Genomic DNA, 17,103 nt, shown 5'->3' on the forward strand with positions numbered 1-17,103 from the left:
TTAAGTTGTGAAATTAGAAAAGAATATTGAAATAATAAGCAATTAATTACTTTTAGGTTGAAATTGTGGGGGTGAATGGTAAAATTCAAATAGATCTAAAATCCTTCTTAAATCTAACTTGACTATTAAAGAAGATTATTTTCAAGATGAAACATATAATCTTGTGGTTCTAACAAAATCTCACCTTCTACAACAAATGTTCCCTTTTTTAACTTTAATAAAACCGGTGAATTAAATTTAAAATTAAAATCAAAGTATTTTGTTCCTGAGTCAAAAACCATATTCTGATGATCAAAAATTTCTTGACCATATTTAATTTTATAAGACTTTAGGGAATTAAATTTTACTAAAATAAAAAGGTTTTTGTCTAATACCGATGGGTTTTCCGAGACGAATGAAATTATACCATGGACACAAGAATTACATGCATCAAAGGGAACATAGACTATATTTTTTACATTCTGATTTAGGAGTTCTGAATCTACTTGATTTAGATAACCTTGAACATTCGGAAAGTTCTGTTTAGGATTACAATTCGAGATAAATAGAATTAGTAATATAGATAAGCTATTTTTCATTTTAATTTTAATTTTTTATAAATTAGCTCTTCTTCTGATTGATCTTTATTTAAGGCGCTTACATAAAGACTATTTTCATTTTTTATAATAAAATTATCCATTCTATTCACTAAAAACACAGATCCATCATCTTGAGGATTTTTAAATAACTTTTTCGCAAGCAATTGGCCTTTATAATTATAAGCGTATACCTCAAAATCTCTAAAGTCAATATTAAATGAATTAACATTAGACTCTTTTTTCTCGTGAATTAAAATTCTATAAATAATATCATCACAAGTAAGAATGCTCGAAAAGCTTTTATTTTTTTCAAAGATCTCTACTCTCCTTATAGCTTCTTTTTTTTCTTCTTCAGAAGTACCAAATTGTCTTAAATCTGAAAAAAGCACATTGGAATGACCCGAAAAATCAACTTGAAATTCGGGAGATAAGCTAATTTCCGTTAAAACCTTATCTTTTAAATCATAATGGTAAATCTCATTTCTTATTGGAAATGAGATATATAAAGATTCTTTATTTTTATCCCAGTCCCAATAAACAGTTCGATAAATGTTTTCAAAAATATAATTTCCATTTTCAAACCCATCAGTTGGGAAAAAAATAATTTCCTCAAGCTCATTATTCGATATGTCAAACACTCCTAAGACTGGTTCTTTAATATCAATATGAGTCGTTGGATAAAAAACCTTATTCTCAAGAAAAAAGATTGGTCTTGCGCTAGCCGAAGAGAAATATGCTGGGATTCCATTATATAATTGGTTTTCAGATTTTACTTCACCAATTTTAAAATTTTGGAGAACTTTTCCATCTAGATTTATAAGCTTTACCCCGAATCCTAGATCTTGTACAAAGATTGAATCCAAATTGTGGATATAAAAATTAATGGGGGTAAATAATTGATCCGGTCCATCATCTTTATTAAATTTTATTTTCTCGACAATTTTACCACTTTCCCAATCAAAAAGATTAATATGGTTCATAACAATATCCATTGTCGCTAAATATGACATTGAATCTGTCTTAATCATTTGATGTTGGACCAATTCGCTTGTACTAACACTGTCTAAAATAAAAATCTTTTCAGTTTCAAAAGCAATCTCATTTGGAAGATTGTAATTGTCTTGATTTTTCGTACAAGAAAAGATTAAAATCGAAATTAGAAAGAAAATTGAGCTAATTTTTAAGAATTTCATATCTGTAATAAATAATTTTTTCATCTGATAATGGGACTAGTCTAACATACAATAAGCCATTTGAGAAAAATATATCTGAGTGCTCAAAAAGTCCTATTTGGAAATAATGCTTTGGTAATAAGGCTTGACCAATTATTTCAAGCAAATCATTATAAATTACCAAAGAATGATCCGATGAACGATACTTTTGTGGGGTTGGAGTTTGATCATAAATATGGGATTTTGTAGGATGCTTTATCAACCTTAAGTAGAATTTATTTTTTTCATCATACATCAAGTTTGTATAGTGATATTGGTTATATATGTTTTTCAAGCTTTGATAGAAATCTTCTTCTGACATAGTGCCTTCATCTTCTACATAGTAATAGTGCCCTTGATGAAATGGTTTTGCATGAATATTAGCATTTGTCTCTATTTTCAATGAGGCTAAATTCAAACGGTATAGCTGATGATCAATCGGAAAACCAAAAATTAAATCACCTGACTTTTTATCATAATAATGATTGATATACTGATACCATGATCCAGTCAGATATTGGTCTTTATCCTCATACATTTTTGGAAAATCAAAAAAATCAGTAGACACTTTTTTTTCGATATCGAATACGCTAAACACCTTTTTTTGAAAATAAAAGTCATCAATTTTAGTTGTCAATACATATTTTCCATCGAAAGCAAATGGGTATTTATTGTCAATCTTTACTCTATTATTATTAACTCCCTTCGATTCTCCATTAAGATTATAAATGTCTTGTATAGCGCCTTTCTGAAGATTAATTAAAACTAATCTATAGGTATAACTCATTAAAAAAAGAGAATCTTCATTATGATAATAAATACCCGTAATCCCATTTCCTCGGGGTATTTTGCTTTGATAATCATCTTTATCCAAATTAATAACCTCAATCTCGTTACCGTTAGACAAATCATAAATTGAAAAGCTATTAAACGCATGGTTATTTGTAATCAGAATATCTTGTCCCTGAAACTTACCATAAGAATACTGAGAAGATGAATAACCTTCTGAATTCAAATCTATAACTAGTGAATCGTAAAAATCAAAAGAATAATCTAAAGGAATTGATAAATCATTCTTAAAATTAGAACAACTAGTCATATTTAAAACCAGAAGGATCATGTAGATCCTTCTAGAAATTATAACAAATACCTTATTCACTTGCATTTCTAATGGCAATTAATGAATAATTACAGGAACTGTACCTCCACCTGAATTCAACAAACACTTACCAGTGTAAGCTCCTTCTTTTCTAGTGCTTTCACATTTTTTTTCCACACCACCAATTTCTTCTTCATAATAATTACACCATCCATTAGTGCCTTCAGTATTACAATGAGACATAGAAATTTGGATTTGGGACATACTTAGAATTAACCCACAAGCCAACGTTAATATTACTTTCTTTATCATAGTTATGTTATTTAATTTGGTAAAAGAAAAACACTACCTTCGCATACTTCACAACCACTAGAACATTCCCAAGTACATCTTTGATGAGGGTTGTAATTCGAACCACATATACCACCAAACATAGTAACAGTACAATAAGAAACTGGAACAAAGTTATCGCAATCCCAGCAACCAGCTTCAGTATCAAAATTTACTGAAAAACTTAAACCGACTATCATGCAAAAACACGAAAGATAAAGCAAAATAGATTTTTTCATCGTTATTAAAATTAGAAGTTTTAAAATTTATTTAACTCACCCGACCTAAAAAATTCCTGCGCAGTTATTTTTGTAATGATCTGATTATCAATAATAACAAATCATTAGTACATTCTCCAAACTTTAAACTATTTTTTTTTTTTTGCAAAAAATCATAACTAATTGATATTCAGTGGTTTTATTTTTTTGTTTAAAAAAAACACTTTGTTCAATCTTAAACTAAAAAGTCTTATAAATCCCTCATCTTCATCAACATCACTATCGGATTATCCTCTGCATGGATCAATCCCAAACCTTCTACTTCTATTTCTTTTTTGCCATTGAGGCTATAACTTGGGAGTACAATATCTACCAAGTATCCTTTGTGCATTACTTCATGTTTTATTGTGAAAAAGTAGGAACTTAGAAATACTTTTTCGGGAAAAGGACTGAGATCGTTGAGTATAGACTTGGTATGAATAACCTTATTTCTTTCTTTGAAATCTAGATATTGATGGAGTCCATTGCTCCCATTTTCTTTGAAATAGTAGGAGAATACCAACAATCTTGGGTCTTCGATATTTAAAACAGGGAATGATGCTTTCCCTTCTGTTTGCTGTGCCAAGTATTCCATTTGTCTTTCGATAGATTCAAAACTGATCGAATGATCTATCCCAAAAGACCCAAAATCAATCGACATCACAGGTATGGCTTCTTTATTTTTCAATTGATAAAATGTATCGTCATATACCAAAGAAATAAAAAGATCACCATTTTTATTTTCGGTCAAGCTTTCATTAAACGGTGAAAATCCTGAACTTTTTGTTTCAATCGTCTTTGGAAATATGGAAGAAAGTTGATTGTTTTCGTCTCTAACAATTATGGCCGCATTGGTGGCCTCTCCATCAATATTATTCTCTATTTGTTGTGTGGAAAAATAATAAATCTCCCCATCCCTTCTCCATGAGTTTGACCATGGTGTATTAAAAGGACTAGCATCCAACAATGTGAAGTCTGGCATTGAATAAGTCAATCTTCTTGATTTTTCTCCCATCATTTCAATCACCTCAATGGTGGATTCATCATCTGAGATAAACACAGGACCAAGGTTTCTATACTGATCAGGTCCATCTCCCAATTTAAGTAGTTTGGTCACAAACTGCCCTTCCATATCAAAAATCAATACTGCCTTTTGAAACTTATCAACTGCATAGATGAACCTATCTTTGATAATGATTTCTCTCGTTCCTGCCAAAATCGACTCTTCTTTTGTTTCTAGCTTTATGAATTTAACTTCCTCCACAAACACAGATAAAAGGGTAGATTCCGAGGCTGCAGTAGGGTTGATTGAAATGATTTTTTGATCACTCTGATCCTTAGAACTACATGAGAAAAACAGTAGTAATAAAGCAAAGACTAAATATATAGAATAGAAAAACCTCATATTAACTAAAGAACATCAAGATCCTAATTTATTAAAAAAACCCATAAAAAAATGTTTACTTAAATAATATTTAAATGGCCCTTGCTTAGTAATGTATCTGAATTAAATATCGAATTAGTACTTTCAACGGTAGTTGAAAACAAACTATACAATTACCTAGAATATGATTATCCGCAATCATGCCACTAATCAATTATACGATTGTTTTTTGGCAAACTGATACTAATAGATATTGGATATTTATTGATATTGGTTCGAAATCACAGGTTAATTCAATTATTTAGATTCTACTGGTATAAAAACGGATAAATAACCTAGAAAATAGGTTTGGCAAAAAAAGATAGAATCTAGGTTTATTTTTAATCATAAAAAATAAATCTCTAATCACATTTCACTCCTCACTTCCATCACAAATAATTATCCCTAATTTTGCTTTGTGATAAATTTCAACTACAGACCCGAAAGCTACTTCAATGGTACAGGGCCAAACACTTTGATTTGCAAGCTTAGCTATCCCGAAAGTCAGTGGGGTGAGGAAATAAGCATTTATGCCAATATTTTGGATGGGGAATATTACTTTGAAGCGGTGGATTTCTATGGCAATGAAATCAACCTAAATCCTGAAAAATGCAATCAACCACTTACTTTACAAGAGTTGATATTTATGATAGAAACAATGGATGTTGATCCAAAATCAGCTCAAGGCAATATAGAATTGACACTTTCTGGAATACCTACAGCCGAAAGCATGCTCTACAATCACCTAGAAGCATATTTTGCAGAGAAAAGAAAAACTTTTGGGATGATCTAAAAATCCAGAATAGTCTCATAGGCTTTTGAAAGTACATGATTGGTCTTGAACCAATACTCATAAGTTTCAAAAGAAAGACAGTCCTGTAACTCCACACCATGAAGGTTTACTTTCTTCAATCCATCAGTCGGCAACCAGCTTCTCAAGTCATTTGCCTGATCTATGGTTAGCTGTGACAACTGTACAATCTTCTGGCCTTCGATCTCTATAGGTATCAATTTATTCATAACTAGCTTATTTTAAGCTCAAATCAACTCAAAAAAAATTACTAATTGATTAAAACCAAATTACGATTGTGTTAACTTTCGGCGAAATCAGCCTATGACCAACCTATTCATCGTTGTCGTTTTTCTCCTTGTAGGTATCGCTTTACAGTTTGTAAAACAAGTCCCTACAAGCACCGCCCAGTATTTGAATAAATACCTGATCTATGTGGTGTTGCCGATTCTTGCATTGAAATACATCCCCGAGATCGATTTGGAGCTATCACTGCTCTTGCCCATTTCGAGTGCGTGGATAAGTTTTGGCTTGTCTTGGGTGCTCTTTGGTACATTGGGAAAAAAATTCAAATGGAAAAAATCTGTCACCGGATGCTTGATCATCACTGCGGGCTTAGCAAACACATCCTTTGTGGGATTTCCGATTGTGAAGGCTCTTTTTGGTGAGGAAGCTCTAAAAATCGCTCTGCTAATCGATCAGGCAGGATCCTTTATCATCGTCAGTAGCATCGCTATCATCGTAGCTTCTATCTATTCTGAAGAGAAAAAAAGAAAACGAGATATCACCAAGAAAATCTTGACTTTTCCTCCCTTTCTTTTCTTTATTTTAGCATTTGTTTTGAATTTTTCAAATATCCAGTTTACAGGAAACATTGCAATACTATTTGATCTTATCGCCAAAACCCTAACACCAATAGCCTTGATTGCAGTTGGCTTGCAAGTCAGGGTAAATATGGATGCAATACGTTCTAAATATCTATGGCTTGGACTTACTTACAAGCTCCTATTGATTCCAGCAGTGATCTTTTTGTTATTTGGATTTGCTTTTCGCTTGGAAGAATTTGTATTCAAAGTCACCGTGATAGAAACAGCCATGGCTCCCATGATCACAGGATCCATTATCGCTATTTCCCATGATTTGGAGCCCAAGCTAGCCTCTCTTTTGGTTGGATTGGGGATTCCTTTATCCTTCTTCACTATTGGCTTTTGGTATTGGGTTGTTGGGTGATTTGGAGTTGGTCTGTGAGGACACAAACCACGGGGAATGTCGGGTAGTGAGAAAATGTCTCGTAAAGAAATTCGGAGGGGCAGAGGGCGCAAAATCTACTTTATAATGGTTATTGTCTATTCAGATTGGTATGTGAAGTCATAAACCAAGGGATTGAAATTTTGGTCGGTGGGGACACCTATCAAGATGATGTGGATGGTCGGTGGGGACACCGACCAAGGAGAGGAAGCTATTAGAGATCCTTAACCTTAAAACTTTTCAACCTTAAAACTTTCCAACTTTTCAACCTTAAAACACACCCCCTCTGCAAAACATTGCACCTTAACGAACTCCTTTTCGAGAAACTTACTGCTGATTTTTGGTAGTATCTGGTTTTGCCGCTGGTCTAGCTCGATTGCCCAATACTCCTTTGAGTACGTTTTTGGCTTCTTCTACAGCTCTATCTTTGGTCTCTGTTACCTTTTTCTCCGCCTCTTTTTTGGCGCTATCTTGAAGTGCTTCTGATCTTGTTTTCAGTTCGCTTTTCAAACTATCCTCAGCTGCTTTGAATTGTTCCGTAGCTTTGGCTTGCAGGTTTTCCCTTTCAGAACTCACCCTTGATCTTAAGGCATTTGTCAATAAACTTTCGATGGAATTCTCTCCTGACAAACCAACCTTAGGACTATTGTAAGTTCCACCCAAATTGATAGACACAGGGATTAGAGTAGAGCCTGTAGCTTCTGTACCAGAAATAGTGGCTAACAAATTATTAGCTTGTGACCCAAACTTACCTGCAGGAATCTGCATATTGATCAAGTAATTGATCGATCCATCAAATCCTGTGCTTCCCTGTACCTTGGCTTGATAATCCCACAACTTGAGATCCACAGGACTCAAATTCAACATCCCATCTTCAATTACTATTGGGAGATTGAGATTTCGGAATTGAATCGTATTGGTATCGTTCAGCTTGGTCAAGCTCGTCACACCTTTCAGCAATGGGCTATCTTTGTAAGCAGCCTCCAAAACTCTCAAGACTCCCTTCCCATCCAATGAGGCTAGGATAGGCATCATATCTTGACCCAAAAGTCCAGAAAAATCCAATTTCGTAGAAAACTTGCCTGTCAAATGTTGTGCTACTGGGGCCAAAACTTTCACAGTATTCAAGGAGTTGAATGCTTCCGCAATACTCAGGTCGATGACATTGAAGTTGAAGTCAAATTTCGGTGCTGTCAGATCTCTAGGGTCGTATGTACCATTCATAACCACTTGTCCACCCATCGTCGCCATAGAAGCTTCCCTAAAACTCAACACTCCCTCTCTCAAAGTCATATTGCCTTTCACTTGTTTCAAGTTCAAATTGTCGTACAAAACCTCATTTGCAGAAACAGCCATTGTAAAATCAATATTCTTGGGCAGTTCTATGACTGTCAATTCTGAATCCTCTGCCTCTCCAGATTCTACCATCCATTGATTCACATTGAATTTCGAAGATTCTAAGGAAAGCTGTCCTTTTAAGGTTTCGTTTTCTTTAAGGAAATAATTCATATAATTTGACAAAAATCCTGAGGCTAGTAGAGGACTTTCCCCAACCCTTGCATCAAACTTTGTCAGATTGATTCTTTCTGGCGTAAAGTCCGCTTTAGCATCATTGATTCTGATTCCCTGCGGCAGATCTGTAGAAGTATAGAAAAACTTCTGAATAGACATATCTCCCCTTGTATCTAGCTTATTAAACCTTCCTTCCTCCACATCTTTGTATGACCCCTTGGAATTAAGATCAGCAATCACTTTTCCTTCCATGATGGTGTTTTCAATGGGGAAAATAGCCATCATTTTACCAACATCAATTGTTCCTTTTACTGCACCGTCCCAATTTAATTGTTCAAAATCTTGGATTTTCATATTACCGCTGATAGCCTCATCTTCGAGCTCAAAACCAAAGTTGCTGAGATCTACCAAGAAATCTTTCATATTTCCACTTGTATTGATGATGCTTGCATTGACGTTTAGCTTATCAATAGGAGCGGGATATTCTGAGCTTTTCACATATCCATTTGTCAAAAGCATCTTCGCGTTGATATTTGGGATGATATTTTTCACAGAATCATACCTTCCTTTTGCAGAAGCATTGACATCCAAGATCCCCTTTAAGGTCATTCCTTCTATTGGAAAAATCGAAGTCAATTCCTCTAAATTCAATTTGCCAACCAAATTCCCATCGATATCGTATGTTACCAAATTTTCCAAAAGCAATCTTCCTGATATTGGATTACTTCCAAAATCCATATTGAATTTTGAAATATTGACTTTAGTAAAATCTAGATTGTCGCTGGCATTTGCAGCATTCATATCGATATTGATATTGCTGACAGGTCTAGGAAGATCCGGATATTGAAACATACCATCTGCTACATTCAAGGAAATATCAAATGCAGGAAAACTATTTTCATTGTAAATACCCTTCATAAAACCTTTGAAATCCATCGTGCCCGAAGTCTTCAGACCTTTGAAACTATCGGTATAAATCCCAGGTACCAATGAAAGGATGCTTTTAAAGGTATTGTCTTTTCCTTCAAACTGTAAGTCCATCTCTATATCATCTGCTGGTAATGCTACAAAACCAAATAGATCAAAAACGAAATCATTCAGTGCAAAGTCTCCATCTGCAAAAGCAAATTTCATATTTTCCATATCCACATCAACTGTGGTATTTCCTTTGAAAACTTTGTTCTTGAGGTAATTTGTGCCTTCGTAACTGACATCAGCTATGAGCATCTCGAGCTTCACAGGCAGCTGATAGACATCAGCTGTAAAATTACCTTTACCTTCCATCTGCATATTTCCCAATGCCATGAAATAATCCAGCTGTCTATCGTCATAAATGAAGTTCAGATTATTGATTTCTATCAAATCGACTCCAATCTCAAAAGTGCTTTCAGATTCGGCTACTTCCTCTGAAGGGAAAGTAATATCATAATTGGCTTGTCCATCTTCCAATACTTTCACATAAACTGCACCGCCATCGAGGTGAATTCCTGACAATGAAGGAGTATCAGCAAATAGAACAGATCTGAGGTTAAAATCCACTTGTAATTGGTCCACATGAACCAATGTGTCATTTTGAAATGGTGGATTGCCGCTGATTCCAAACTCACGAAGAGTAACACTTACATCTGGAAATCGCTTGAAAATACTCAAGCTTATATTATTGAAGTCGTAATGAACTTGTGCATTGACAGACTGGGCAATTTCCCTGTCAATGCGTTCGATAATCTTGTCTTTGAAGATAAATGGTACTGCTATCAATGCAGTCAATAAAAATGCAAAAACTGATAAAATGATAATGACTGTCTTCTTCATAGTCTTAATATTTTTGGTCACTAATACTCCTATATACGTTTAATCTGCAAAATCAGAGGTGACAATCAAGCAAAAAGAATCATTTAGAAATCATCTGCTCCAGATTTGATGGAGTTCATTCCATAGCTCGTCATGAATACTTGAATTGGTAGCAATAATTTCCCTCCCAAATACATAATCATTTCCATTTTTGAAATCTGTAACTTGTCCTCCGGCCTCTTGTACAATCAAAGATCCTGCCGCTACATCATAAGAATTGAGGTTATACTCAAAATAACCTTCCATTCTCCCACATGCTACGTAGCATAAGTCTGCTGCTGCACTTCCAAGCCTCCTAAGGCCGTGAGTTTTCTGCATCATTACCCTCATAATGTCCAAATATTCATCAATTTGGGAAAATGCACTATATGGAAAACCAGTCGCCAACAGACTCTGAGAGAGTGTCTTAGCTTTGCTCACATGAATCGGTGTATCATTACAAAATGCTCCATGGCCCTTCAGCGCATAAAAGCATTCGTGCATATTCACTTCATAAACTACACCCAAAATAATCTCATTACCTTTTTGGAGGCCTATACTTACACAAAAAACAGGAATCCCATGGATAAAATTCGTAGTTCCATCCAATGGATCAATGATCCAGGTATATTCCTTATTTTCCTCTTCCTTAGTACCTTCTTCGGTGATGAAGCCAGCTTCTGGCAATACTTTTGAAAGATTTTCGACAATTATTTTTTCAGCTTCTTTATCTACATAAGAAACCAAATCATTGAGCCCTTTTTCTTCTACCTTTTTCAAATCAAAATGTTGCCGCTCTTTTCGGATAAATGCACCGGCCTTTTTAGCAATATCTTTGGTTTGATCCAATACTTGATTTAAGTCAATCATGATATTTTGTTTGTTGAGAAGGTTGGTTTGGTTGGTTTGGTATTAAATAATAGATTTTTACGGATATAGGATTCTTGTGGATATTATGCTGGGACACCTAAAGAAACTGATATTTAACCAACTGATAACCGATTACCTATATCCTAATAATTACAATATATGATTATTCGCAATCATGTCACTAATCAATTAAACGATTGTTTTTTTGCAAACTAATACTAATAGATATTGGATATTTATTGATATTAGTTCGAAATCACAGGTTAATTCAATTATTTAGATTCTACTGGTATGAAAACGGATATACATATTATAATATCTTAATATCAATAAAATATCTACAAATATCATTTCTATTTCCCCTGCACCACGATTACGATCTCTCCCTTGATGGTGTTCTCTTCGTAGTAAGCAATAAGCTCTGAAAGGGTACCTCGGACATTTTCTTCATAGATTTTTGTCAATTCTCTAGAAACACAGGCCATACGCTCTGATCCAAAAGCTTCAGAAAACTGAACCAATGTTTTCATCAAGCGATGAGGGGATTCGTAAAAGATCATGGTTCTTTCTTCTTCCATCAAACTTTCAATCCTAGTTTTTCTACCCTTTTTGTGTGGTAGAAATCCTTCAAAAGTGAACCTGTCGTTTGGAAGCCCAGAATTTACCAATGCCGGAACAAATGCAGTAGCACCAGGGAGACAATTGACTTCCAAGCCTGCATCTCGAGCAGCTCTGACCAAAAGAAATCCAGGATCAGAAATAGCTGGTGTTCCTGCATCACTACACATGGCCATGACTTCCCCTCTTTCCATACGCTCTATCAATTTCTCAACGGTCTTGTGTTCATTGAAGATATGATAGCTTTGAAGCGGCCTTTGTATTTCAAGGTGTTTTAAGAGCCTTCCTGTGGTTCTTGTGTCTTCAGCAAGTATAACATCCACAGACTTGAGAACATCAATAGCACGCAGTGTTATATCCCTCAAATTACCAATGGGAGTTGGGATGAGGTAAAGGTGAATGTGTTTGTCGTCTGACATTTCAAATTTTATCAATAGCTGCCGCTAATTTCCTGTCTTTTTCAGTCACTATATTCCCTTCGTCATGGGTAGTGAGTTCAATTGTCACAGTATCGTAAACATTGCTCCAATTGGGATGGTGACCATGAGATTCTGCCAAAAAAGCTACTCTTGTCATAAAAGCAAAAGCTTCCTGAAAATCGCCAAATTTAAAATCTTTTACCAATTTACTATTTTCCTCTTTCCACATGATTTCAATTTTTTAAAGTGCAATTACACCTTCGATTTTCGAAGCGCGCTCATATACATCCAAAACGGCATCACTCGAAGCCATCATCGCACGGATGGTAACACTTACATATTTTCCCTGACTTGAGTTCTTCAATTCCATATCATTATTAGGCAATAATGCAGCCACTTTATGTTCTTGTCCTGAGGGAACAATAAACTTGAACATATATAACGCAGGAAAAGTCATTTGAGCTTCAAGCTTTTCCTTGAAGGCTTCTTTGTCGAATGTTTTGTCCATATGATTACGAATTTAAGGGAATAACATGATTGAAAAAAATGTGAAGTAGATTAAGAATATTTTAATCGCCAACAAATACCAATAGATAGCGGAAATTCATGCAAAGAGATGAGATAGGAGATGTGAGATGCGAGATGCGAGATGGGAGAGAGAGGCGAGAAGCTAGAAGCTAGAAGCTAGAAACGAGATGGCGATGTCACCTCGACGACAGGAGAGGTCTCGTCCCTTTTTGATACTGGAAAGTTAAAATTGAAGATGGGGTGTGAAATTCAGTATGAGATTTCTCCCTGTAATTCAACGGGGCAGTCTCCTTTCATCGAAATGACTTACTTACAAAACCAGAGGATAAGTATAAAAAAATCGTCAGCTATTTTCAGGAAATGGTACAAAAATGCCATCAACTACAAAACTTCGGTTATTTGGGAGAAAGAATGACAAAAAATTTGTATTTCATATTTCCCCAGTAAAAAGAAACAAAAAAACCCGTGAAAGTACTTCCACGGGTTTTTATAGATTTCAAAGAAATTTTCTTAGAAAAACTTATATCTGTAATCCTTAACTTTAGCCAAATCTTCCAAAGCCATCATAATCATGTATGCAGTTCTTTGGGAATTGTTTTGAGTTATCTGATTTTGATAGCTATTGTAATCTGCTATTTCCGAAGCAGGAGTGATTGAATTCAATTTGGCAACAATAACACCTACATCTTCGTGGATTGGTTTTGTCATTTCACCAGAATTTTGAAGTCCGAAGATGGCGCCAATAGCTTTAGGAGCAAATCCTACACCTGGCAACACACTAGACGCCAAATTCAAATCTGGAGAATTGTCTAACGAGGCTGCCTCAGGAAAAGCATTTTTTATATCCTCCAAGGAAGTCATCCCTTTAATCTTCTCTACAATTTTTGCAGCTTTTTTCTCATTTCTCACTTGAACTGTTGCTTGGGCTCTCGCTTGTTCTAGAGTCGCATTTCCTTCTTCGTATCTAGCCTTTAAGTTAGCCACTACATAGCTGTTGTCCAATTCAAAAACTTGAGACACGTTACCTTCAGAAGCATCATTGAATGCCCATCTAATCACTTCCCTAGCATTTGCCTGGTTATTTAGATTTCTTGCAAAAGCATCAACACCATTAGCTTGAATGATTCTATAACCTTCTTTCTCTGCATTTGCTTTAAATTCCTTAGAATTGCTAGAATTTGCTGCAAATGAATCTGCATTTCTGAAAGCATCATTTCTTGTTATATCACTTGGAATCAACTCTAACTCAATAGCAGCTATTTTGTAAGATTCTGTTTTTGGCAATTCTGTGATGTTAATAATATGATAGCCATATTCAGTTTCAACCAATCTATTGATCAAACCTGTAGATTTTGCTGCAAATGAAACATCTGCAAACTCGGTAACAAAATCATCCTTGGCAAACCAACCTAAATCACCACCTCTTTGAGCAGTACCATCTTGACCATATTGAGTCGCTGCGGTTGCAAAATTCAGACCTTCTTGAATGTCTTTCAATACTTCTTCTGCGTTTGCCTTTACACCAGCTTTAGCATCATCATCCAATCCATTTGTACCGAAAAGAATATGACTCGCTCTCATTCTAGGAGCACCATCAAATTTTGAAGCTACTTTGTATGCCACATATGTTGACCTTGAAGTGATAAAGGGACCATAAGTTTGACCTTCTTGAATATCATCAACATTACTTGTAAAAGATTCTGGTAAATTCTCACCAGGCAAGTAAGTTCTAAAAGCATTGGTACCTTCAGAATTTCTTACAGCAAAAGCCGAATCTGTACTTGAAGCACGAAGCTCTTCTGTAAGTTTCTTGATTTCAGAGATCACAGCCGCGGAATCTTCACTGCTTGGTTGCAATGCAAATACAATATATTCTATATCTGCAGCATTTGAAACCTTAAACTTATCTTGGTGCTTGCTGATATAAGACTTCAGGTCAGCATCAGTCACCTCTACTTCGGAATCTGCAACAGCATAAAATGGTATAAAAACATGATCAACGTCAGCAATTGTATTTGCCATCTTATGTTGTAGCTTACCCTCTGCTTTTGTAGCATAATCTGAAGTAGCCAACATGTTGTCATATTTGATTCTTAGCCTTGCATCTGCAAAAAGCTTTTCCTGCTGTGCCCAAAATGCTCTCTGCTCAGGACCTGCGTCTTCTAGGCTTTGAAGAAAAGTGATCAACTGAGTTCTGTCAAACTCTCCGGTCTGAGGATTTACCAATTGTTGTCTCAATTCAGCAACAATATTTTTGCCCTGAACCATATCCACCAATTCTTCGTCAGTAACAGTCAGTCCTAACTCTTCATATTGGTTTTTGAATACCCTTTCTACAATAAGTGCCTGCCAAGCTTGCTCACGCAAACTGTACATCTCACCTTCTGATGGGGTTCTTCCTGTATTCTGCTGAAAAGAGAATTTCACTTCTTCAATTTTCCGAATGTATTCCTCGTAAGAAACACTTTCTCCTGCAATCTCACCTACCTTATTAGAATTGCCACCCAAAAGGGTTGAATTTGGGCTCAATATATCTCCCCCTACAAGGAAAAATATCAAACCTACTGCAATTACACCGATTGCAAGACCTGTTCTTTGTCTGATTTTTTTAATTAATGCCATTCTTCTGGTTTTTTGAAGTGCCGCAAAATAATTACATCTAAAGCTAATTTCAAAATATTATCGCTGTCAATAAATTACTTCTTGGAAATTGTTGCGGAATTCACTTTGATTTTCAAAGTATCTATGCGGTGGTCCTGCTTGGCCACTACGGTAAAGGTAAAGGCCCCATACGTGACAGATTCGCCTTTATTGGGGATATTTTCTGCTAGGGAAATCACCAATCCAGAGAGTGTTTCGAACTCTCCATAGGGTAATTCCCATTCATATTTATCATTCAAATAATCTATCTCATGTCTAGCACTCATCAGGTATTCATAGTCAGAAATCTTCTGCTCTATCAGATCATCGTTGTCATACTCATCTTGGATCTCTCCAAAAATCTCTTCAATAATGTCTTCCATCGACACAATTCCGCTCGTCCCTCCAAACTCATCAACAACCAAAGCCAAACTCTTTCGCTCTTGGATAAATTGCACCAATAGCTCATTTGCAAGTGCTGATTCTGGTACAATTATTATCGGTGTAAGAATATCTTCTATAGTTTTTGGCTTTTTGAAAAGTTCAAGTTGGTGGCAATAACCGATGACATCGTCTATGGTTTCTCTGTAAACTATAATTTTTGAGTGTCCGCTTTCTGCAAAGACTTCCTTCAAGTCTGCAATACTTTCATCTATTTCCACAGCGGTGATATCAGTCCGAGGAACCATACATTCCCTTACCCTGATAGTTTTGAACTCTACTGCATTATCAAAAATTTTGGAATCAACTTCAACTTTCACATCTTCACCAACATGATGAAGGTTGTTTTGAATAAAGCTGTTTAAGTCAGTCACTTTAAATACCGGCTTGTCTTCATTATACTCCAATCGAAGGACGTGAGTAATGAAAAACCTAGACAAGCCAACCACAAACCAAACCACCGGATACATGATAAAGTAAATTATCAAAAATGGAACTGAAAGACCTGCAAGTAAGCTGTTTGGATTGAGCATGAAGATACTCTTCGGGATAAATTCGGCTGTGATCAGGACCAGAATTGTAGAAAGCACTGTCTGAATCAACATTATACTAGCCTGATTGTCAACTCCCCACCCTTTGATCCAAGGCTCAAGTAAACTAGCCATAAAAATACCATATAGCACAAGTGCAATGGTATTTCCTATCAAGGTGGTTCCTATAAATTGTCCGGGTTTTTTGACAAAACCTGAAAGGATTTTTCCTGATAAGATACCTTGTTTGTTTTGAAGTTCTATTTGGAGTTTGTTTGCAGAAATAAAGGCAATTTCAACACCCGAAAAAAGGGCTGAAAAAATCAGCGTGATCAATACATAAGTAAAATACTGATATTCCATTATTTCTTTTTCCTGGTTTTCTTAGCTTTTTGTTGATCTTCTTTTTCTTTATCTTCAAATATAGCAGCGTTTTTTCGGTATCTATACCAAAACAACAAAACTACTGCGAACATAAAGACTGGATATGACAAGGTAAGACCTGTAGTAATGGTCAGATGTGTCCCAATAATCACCAAAGCAGCTGACAAAGATAAAAGAATAATATCAAGCAATTTCATCTGTCTGTAATAGTTTTTTTGATTTATGGATATACGGAACTTTGCCACTAACTAAATAAAAGCCTGATTTAGCTTAGGTCCGAAATAAATTGATATTAGATACTCATAGATATTGAACATAAGCAAGCAATCGACTATGGAATAAAAGCTACTGGCAAAGAAGCGTTAATCGTATTTTGGTTTTTTGAAATCTTAGAA

16 protein-coding genes are annotated in these 17,103 nt (G+C 35.3%); 2 read left to right on the top strand and 14 right to left on the bottom strand.

Annotated elements, in window-relative coordinates; translation table 11 throughout:
* Window positions 1-125: 125 nt before the first annotated feature.
* From MM213_RS11030 to MM213_RS11050, 5 genes are all read right to left on the bottom strand, one after another.
* Window positions 126-578, bottom strand: a complete 453-nt coding sequence (locus MM213_RS11030; protein WP_241412259.1) for a hypothetical protein — start codon at window positions 576-578, stop codon at window positions 126-128.
* A complete protein-coding gene (locus MM213_RS11035; protein ID WP_241412261.1) occupies window positions 575-1,795 on the bottom strand; it encodes a DUF4221 domain-containing protein in 1,221 nt (406 codons plus the stop codon). The genes MM213_RS11030 and MM213_RS11035 overlap by 4 nt, the downstream gene beginning before the upstream one ends.
* A complete protein-coding gene (locus MM213_RS11040; RefSeq protein WP_241412262.1) occupies window positions 1,752-2,888 on the bottom strand; it encodes a DUF4221 domain-containing protein in 1,137 nt (378 codons plus the stop codon). Before MM213_RS11040 ends, MM213_RS11035 begins: the two co-directional genes overlap by 44 nt.
* Window positions 2,889-2,966: 78 nt before the next feature.
* On the bottom strand, window positions 2,967-3,131 hold the full coding sequence (locus MM213_RS11045) for a hypothetical protein (protein WP_241412264.1): 165 nt from the start codon (window positions 3,129-3,131) through the stop codon (window positions 2,967-2,969).
* Window positions 3,132-3,686: 555 nt separating this feature from the next.
* The gene (locus MM213_RS11050; protein ID WP_241412265.1) at window positions 3,687-4,880 is read right to left on the bottom strand and encodes a DUF4934 domain-containing protein; all 1,194 of its coding nucleotides are present in this window, start codon (window positions 4,878-4,880) and stop codon (window positions 3,687-3,689) included.
* Window positions 4,881-5,316: 436 nt separating this feature from the next.
* On the opposite strand from MM213_RS11050, the gene MM213_RS11055 reads away from it, so the two are divergent.
* Window positions 5,317-5,691: a UDP-glucuronosyltransferase gene (locus tag MM213_RS11055; RefSeq protein ID WP_241412267.1), complete on the top strand. Its 375-nt coding sequence runs from the start codon at window positions 5,317-5,319 to the stop codon at window positions 5,689-5,691.
* Here the strand turns inward: MM213_RS11055 and MM213_RS11060 are convergent.
* Window positions 5,688-5,918 carry a hypothetical protein gene (locus MM213_RS11060; protein ID WP_241274421.1) on the bottom strand — a complete coding sequence of 77 codons (231 nt, stop codon included), beginning with the start codon at window positions 5,916-5,918 and terminating at the stop codon, window positions 5,688-5,690. The genes MM213_RS11055 and MM213_RS11060 overlap by 4 nt on opposite strands.
* A gap of 94 nt (window positions 5,919-6,012) precedes the next feature.
* Here MM213_RS11060 and MM213_RS11065 point away from each other — a divergent pair, with 94 nt between their 5' ends.
* Window positions 6,013-6,918 carry an AEC family transporter gene (locus MM213_RS11065; protein ID WP_241412269.1) on the top strand — a complete coding sequence of 302 codons (906 nt, stop codon included), beginning with the start codon at window positions 6,013-6,015 and terminating at the stop codon, window positions 6,916-6,918.
* A 345-nt stretch (window positions 6,919-7,263) separates the two neighbouring features.
* Here MM213_RS11065 and MM213_RS11070 read toward each other — a convergent pair whose 3' ends face one another.
* The 8 genes from MM213_RS11070 to MM213_RS11105 all read right to left on the bottom strand — a co-directional run bounded on the left by MM213_RS11070 (window position 7,264) and on the right by MM213_RS11105 (window position 16,905).
* Window positions 7,264-10,260: an AsmA-like C-terminal region-containing protein gene (locus MM213_RS11070; RefSeq protein ID WP_241412271.1), complete on the bottom strand. Its 2,997-nt coding sequence runs from the start codon at window positions 10,258-10,260 to the stop codon at window positions 7,264-7,266.
* 90 nt (window positions 10,261-10,350) lie between these two features.
* Window positions 10,351-11,148 carry an inositol monophosphatase family protein gene (locus MM213_RS11075; protein WP_241412272.1) on the bottom strand — a complete coding sequence of 266 codons (798 nt, stop codon included), beginning with the start codon at window positions 11,146-11,148 and terminating at the stop codon, window positions 10,351-10,353.
* Between the two features lie 353 nt (window positions 11,149-11,501).
* On the bottom strand, window positions 11,502-12,185 hold the full coding sequence (gene rsmI, locus MM213_RS11080) for a 16S rRNA (cytidine(1402)-2'-O)-methyltransferase (RefSeq protein WP_241412273.1): 684 nt from the start codon (window positions 12,183-12,185) through the stop codon (window positions 11,502-11,504).
* A 1-nt stretch (window position 12,186) separates the two neighbouring features.
* Window positions 12,187-12,414 (bottom strand): 4a-hydroxytetrahydrobiopterin dehydratase, encoded by a 228-nt coding sequence (locus MM213_RS11085; RefSeq protein WP_241412274.1) that lies wholly within the window; start codon window positions 12,412-12,414, stop codon window positions 12,187-12,189.
* 12 nt (window positions 12,415-12,426) lie between these two features.
* A complete protein-coding gene (locus tag MM213_RS11090; protein ID WP_241412275.1) occupies window positions 12,427-12,693 on the bottom strand; it encodes a DUF493 family protein in 267 nt (88 codons plus the stop codon).
* A 530-nt stretch (window positions 12,694-13,223) separates the two neighbouring features.
* On the bottom strand, window positions 13,224-15,335 hold the full coding sequence (locus MM213_RS11095) for a peptidylprolyl isomerase (protein ID WP_241412276.1): 2,112 nt from the start codon (window positions 15,333-15,335) through the stop codon (window positions 13,224-13,226).
* A 74-nt stretch (window positions 15,336-15,409) separates the two neighbouring features.
* Complete coding sequence (locus tag MM213_RS11100; protein WP_241412277.1) at window positions 15,410-16,687, bottom strand: hemolysin family protein; 1,278 nt, start codon at window positions 16,685-16,687, stop codon at window positions 15,410-15,412.
* The gene (locus MM213_RS11105) at window positions 16,687-16,905 is read right to left on the bottom strand and encodes a hypothetical protein (protein ID WP_241412278.1); all 219 of its coding nucleotides are present in this window, start codon (window positions 16,903-16,905) and stop codon (window positions 16,687-16,689) included. Before MM213_RS11105 ends, MM213_RS11100 begins: the two co-directional genes overlap by 1 nt.
* Between the last annotated feature and the right edge of the window lie 198 nt (window positions 16,906-17,103).

This window comes from Belliella alkalica (assembly GCF_022549785.1).
Taxonomy (GTDB): domain Bacteria; phylum Bacteroidota; class Bacteroidia; order Cytophagales; family Cyclobacteriaceae; genus Belliella; species Belliella alkalica.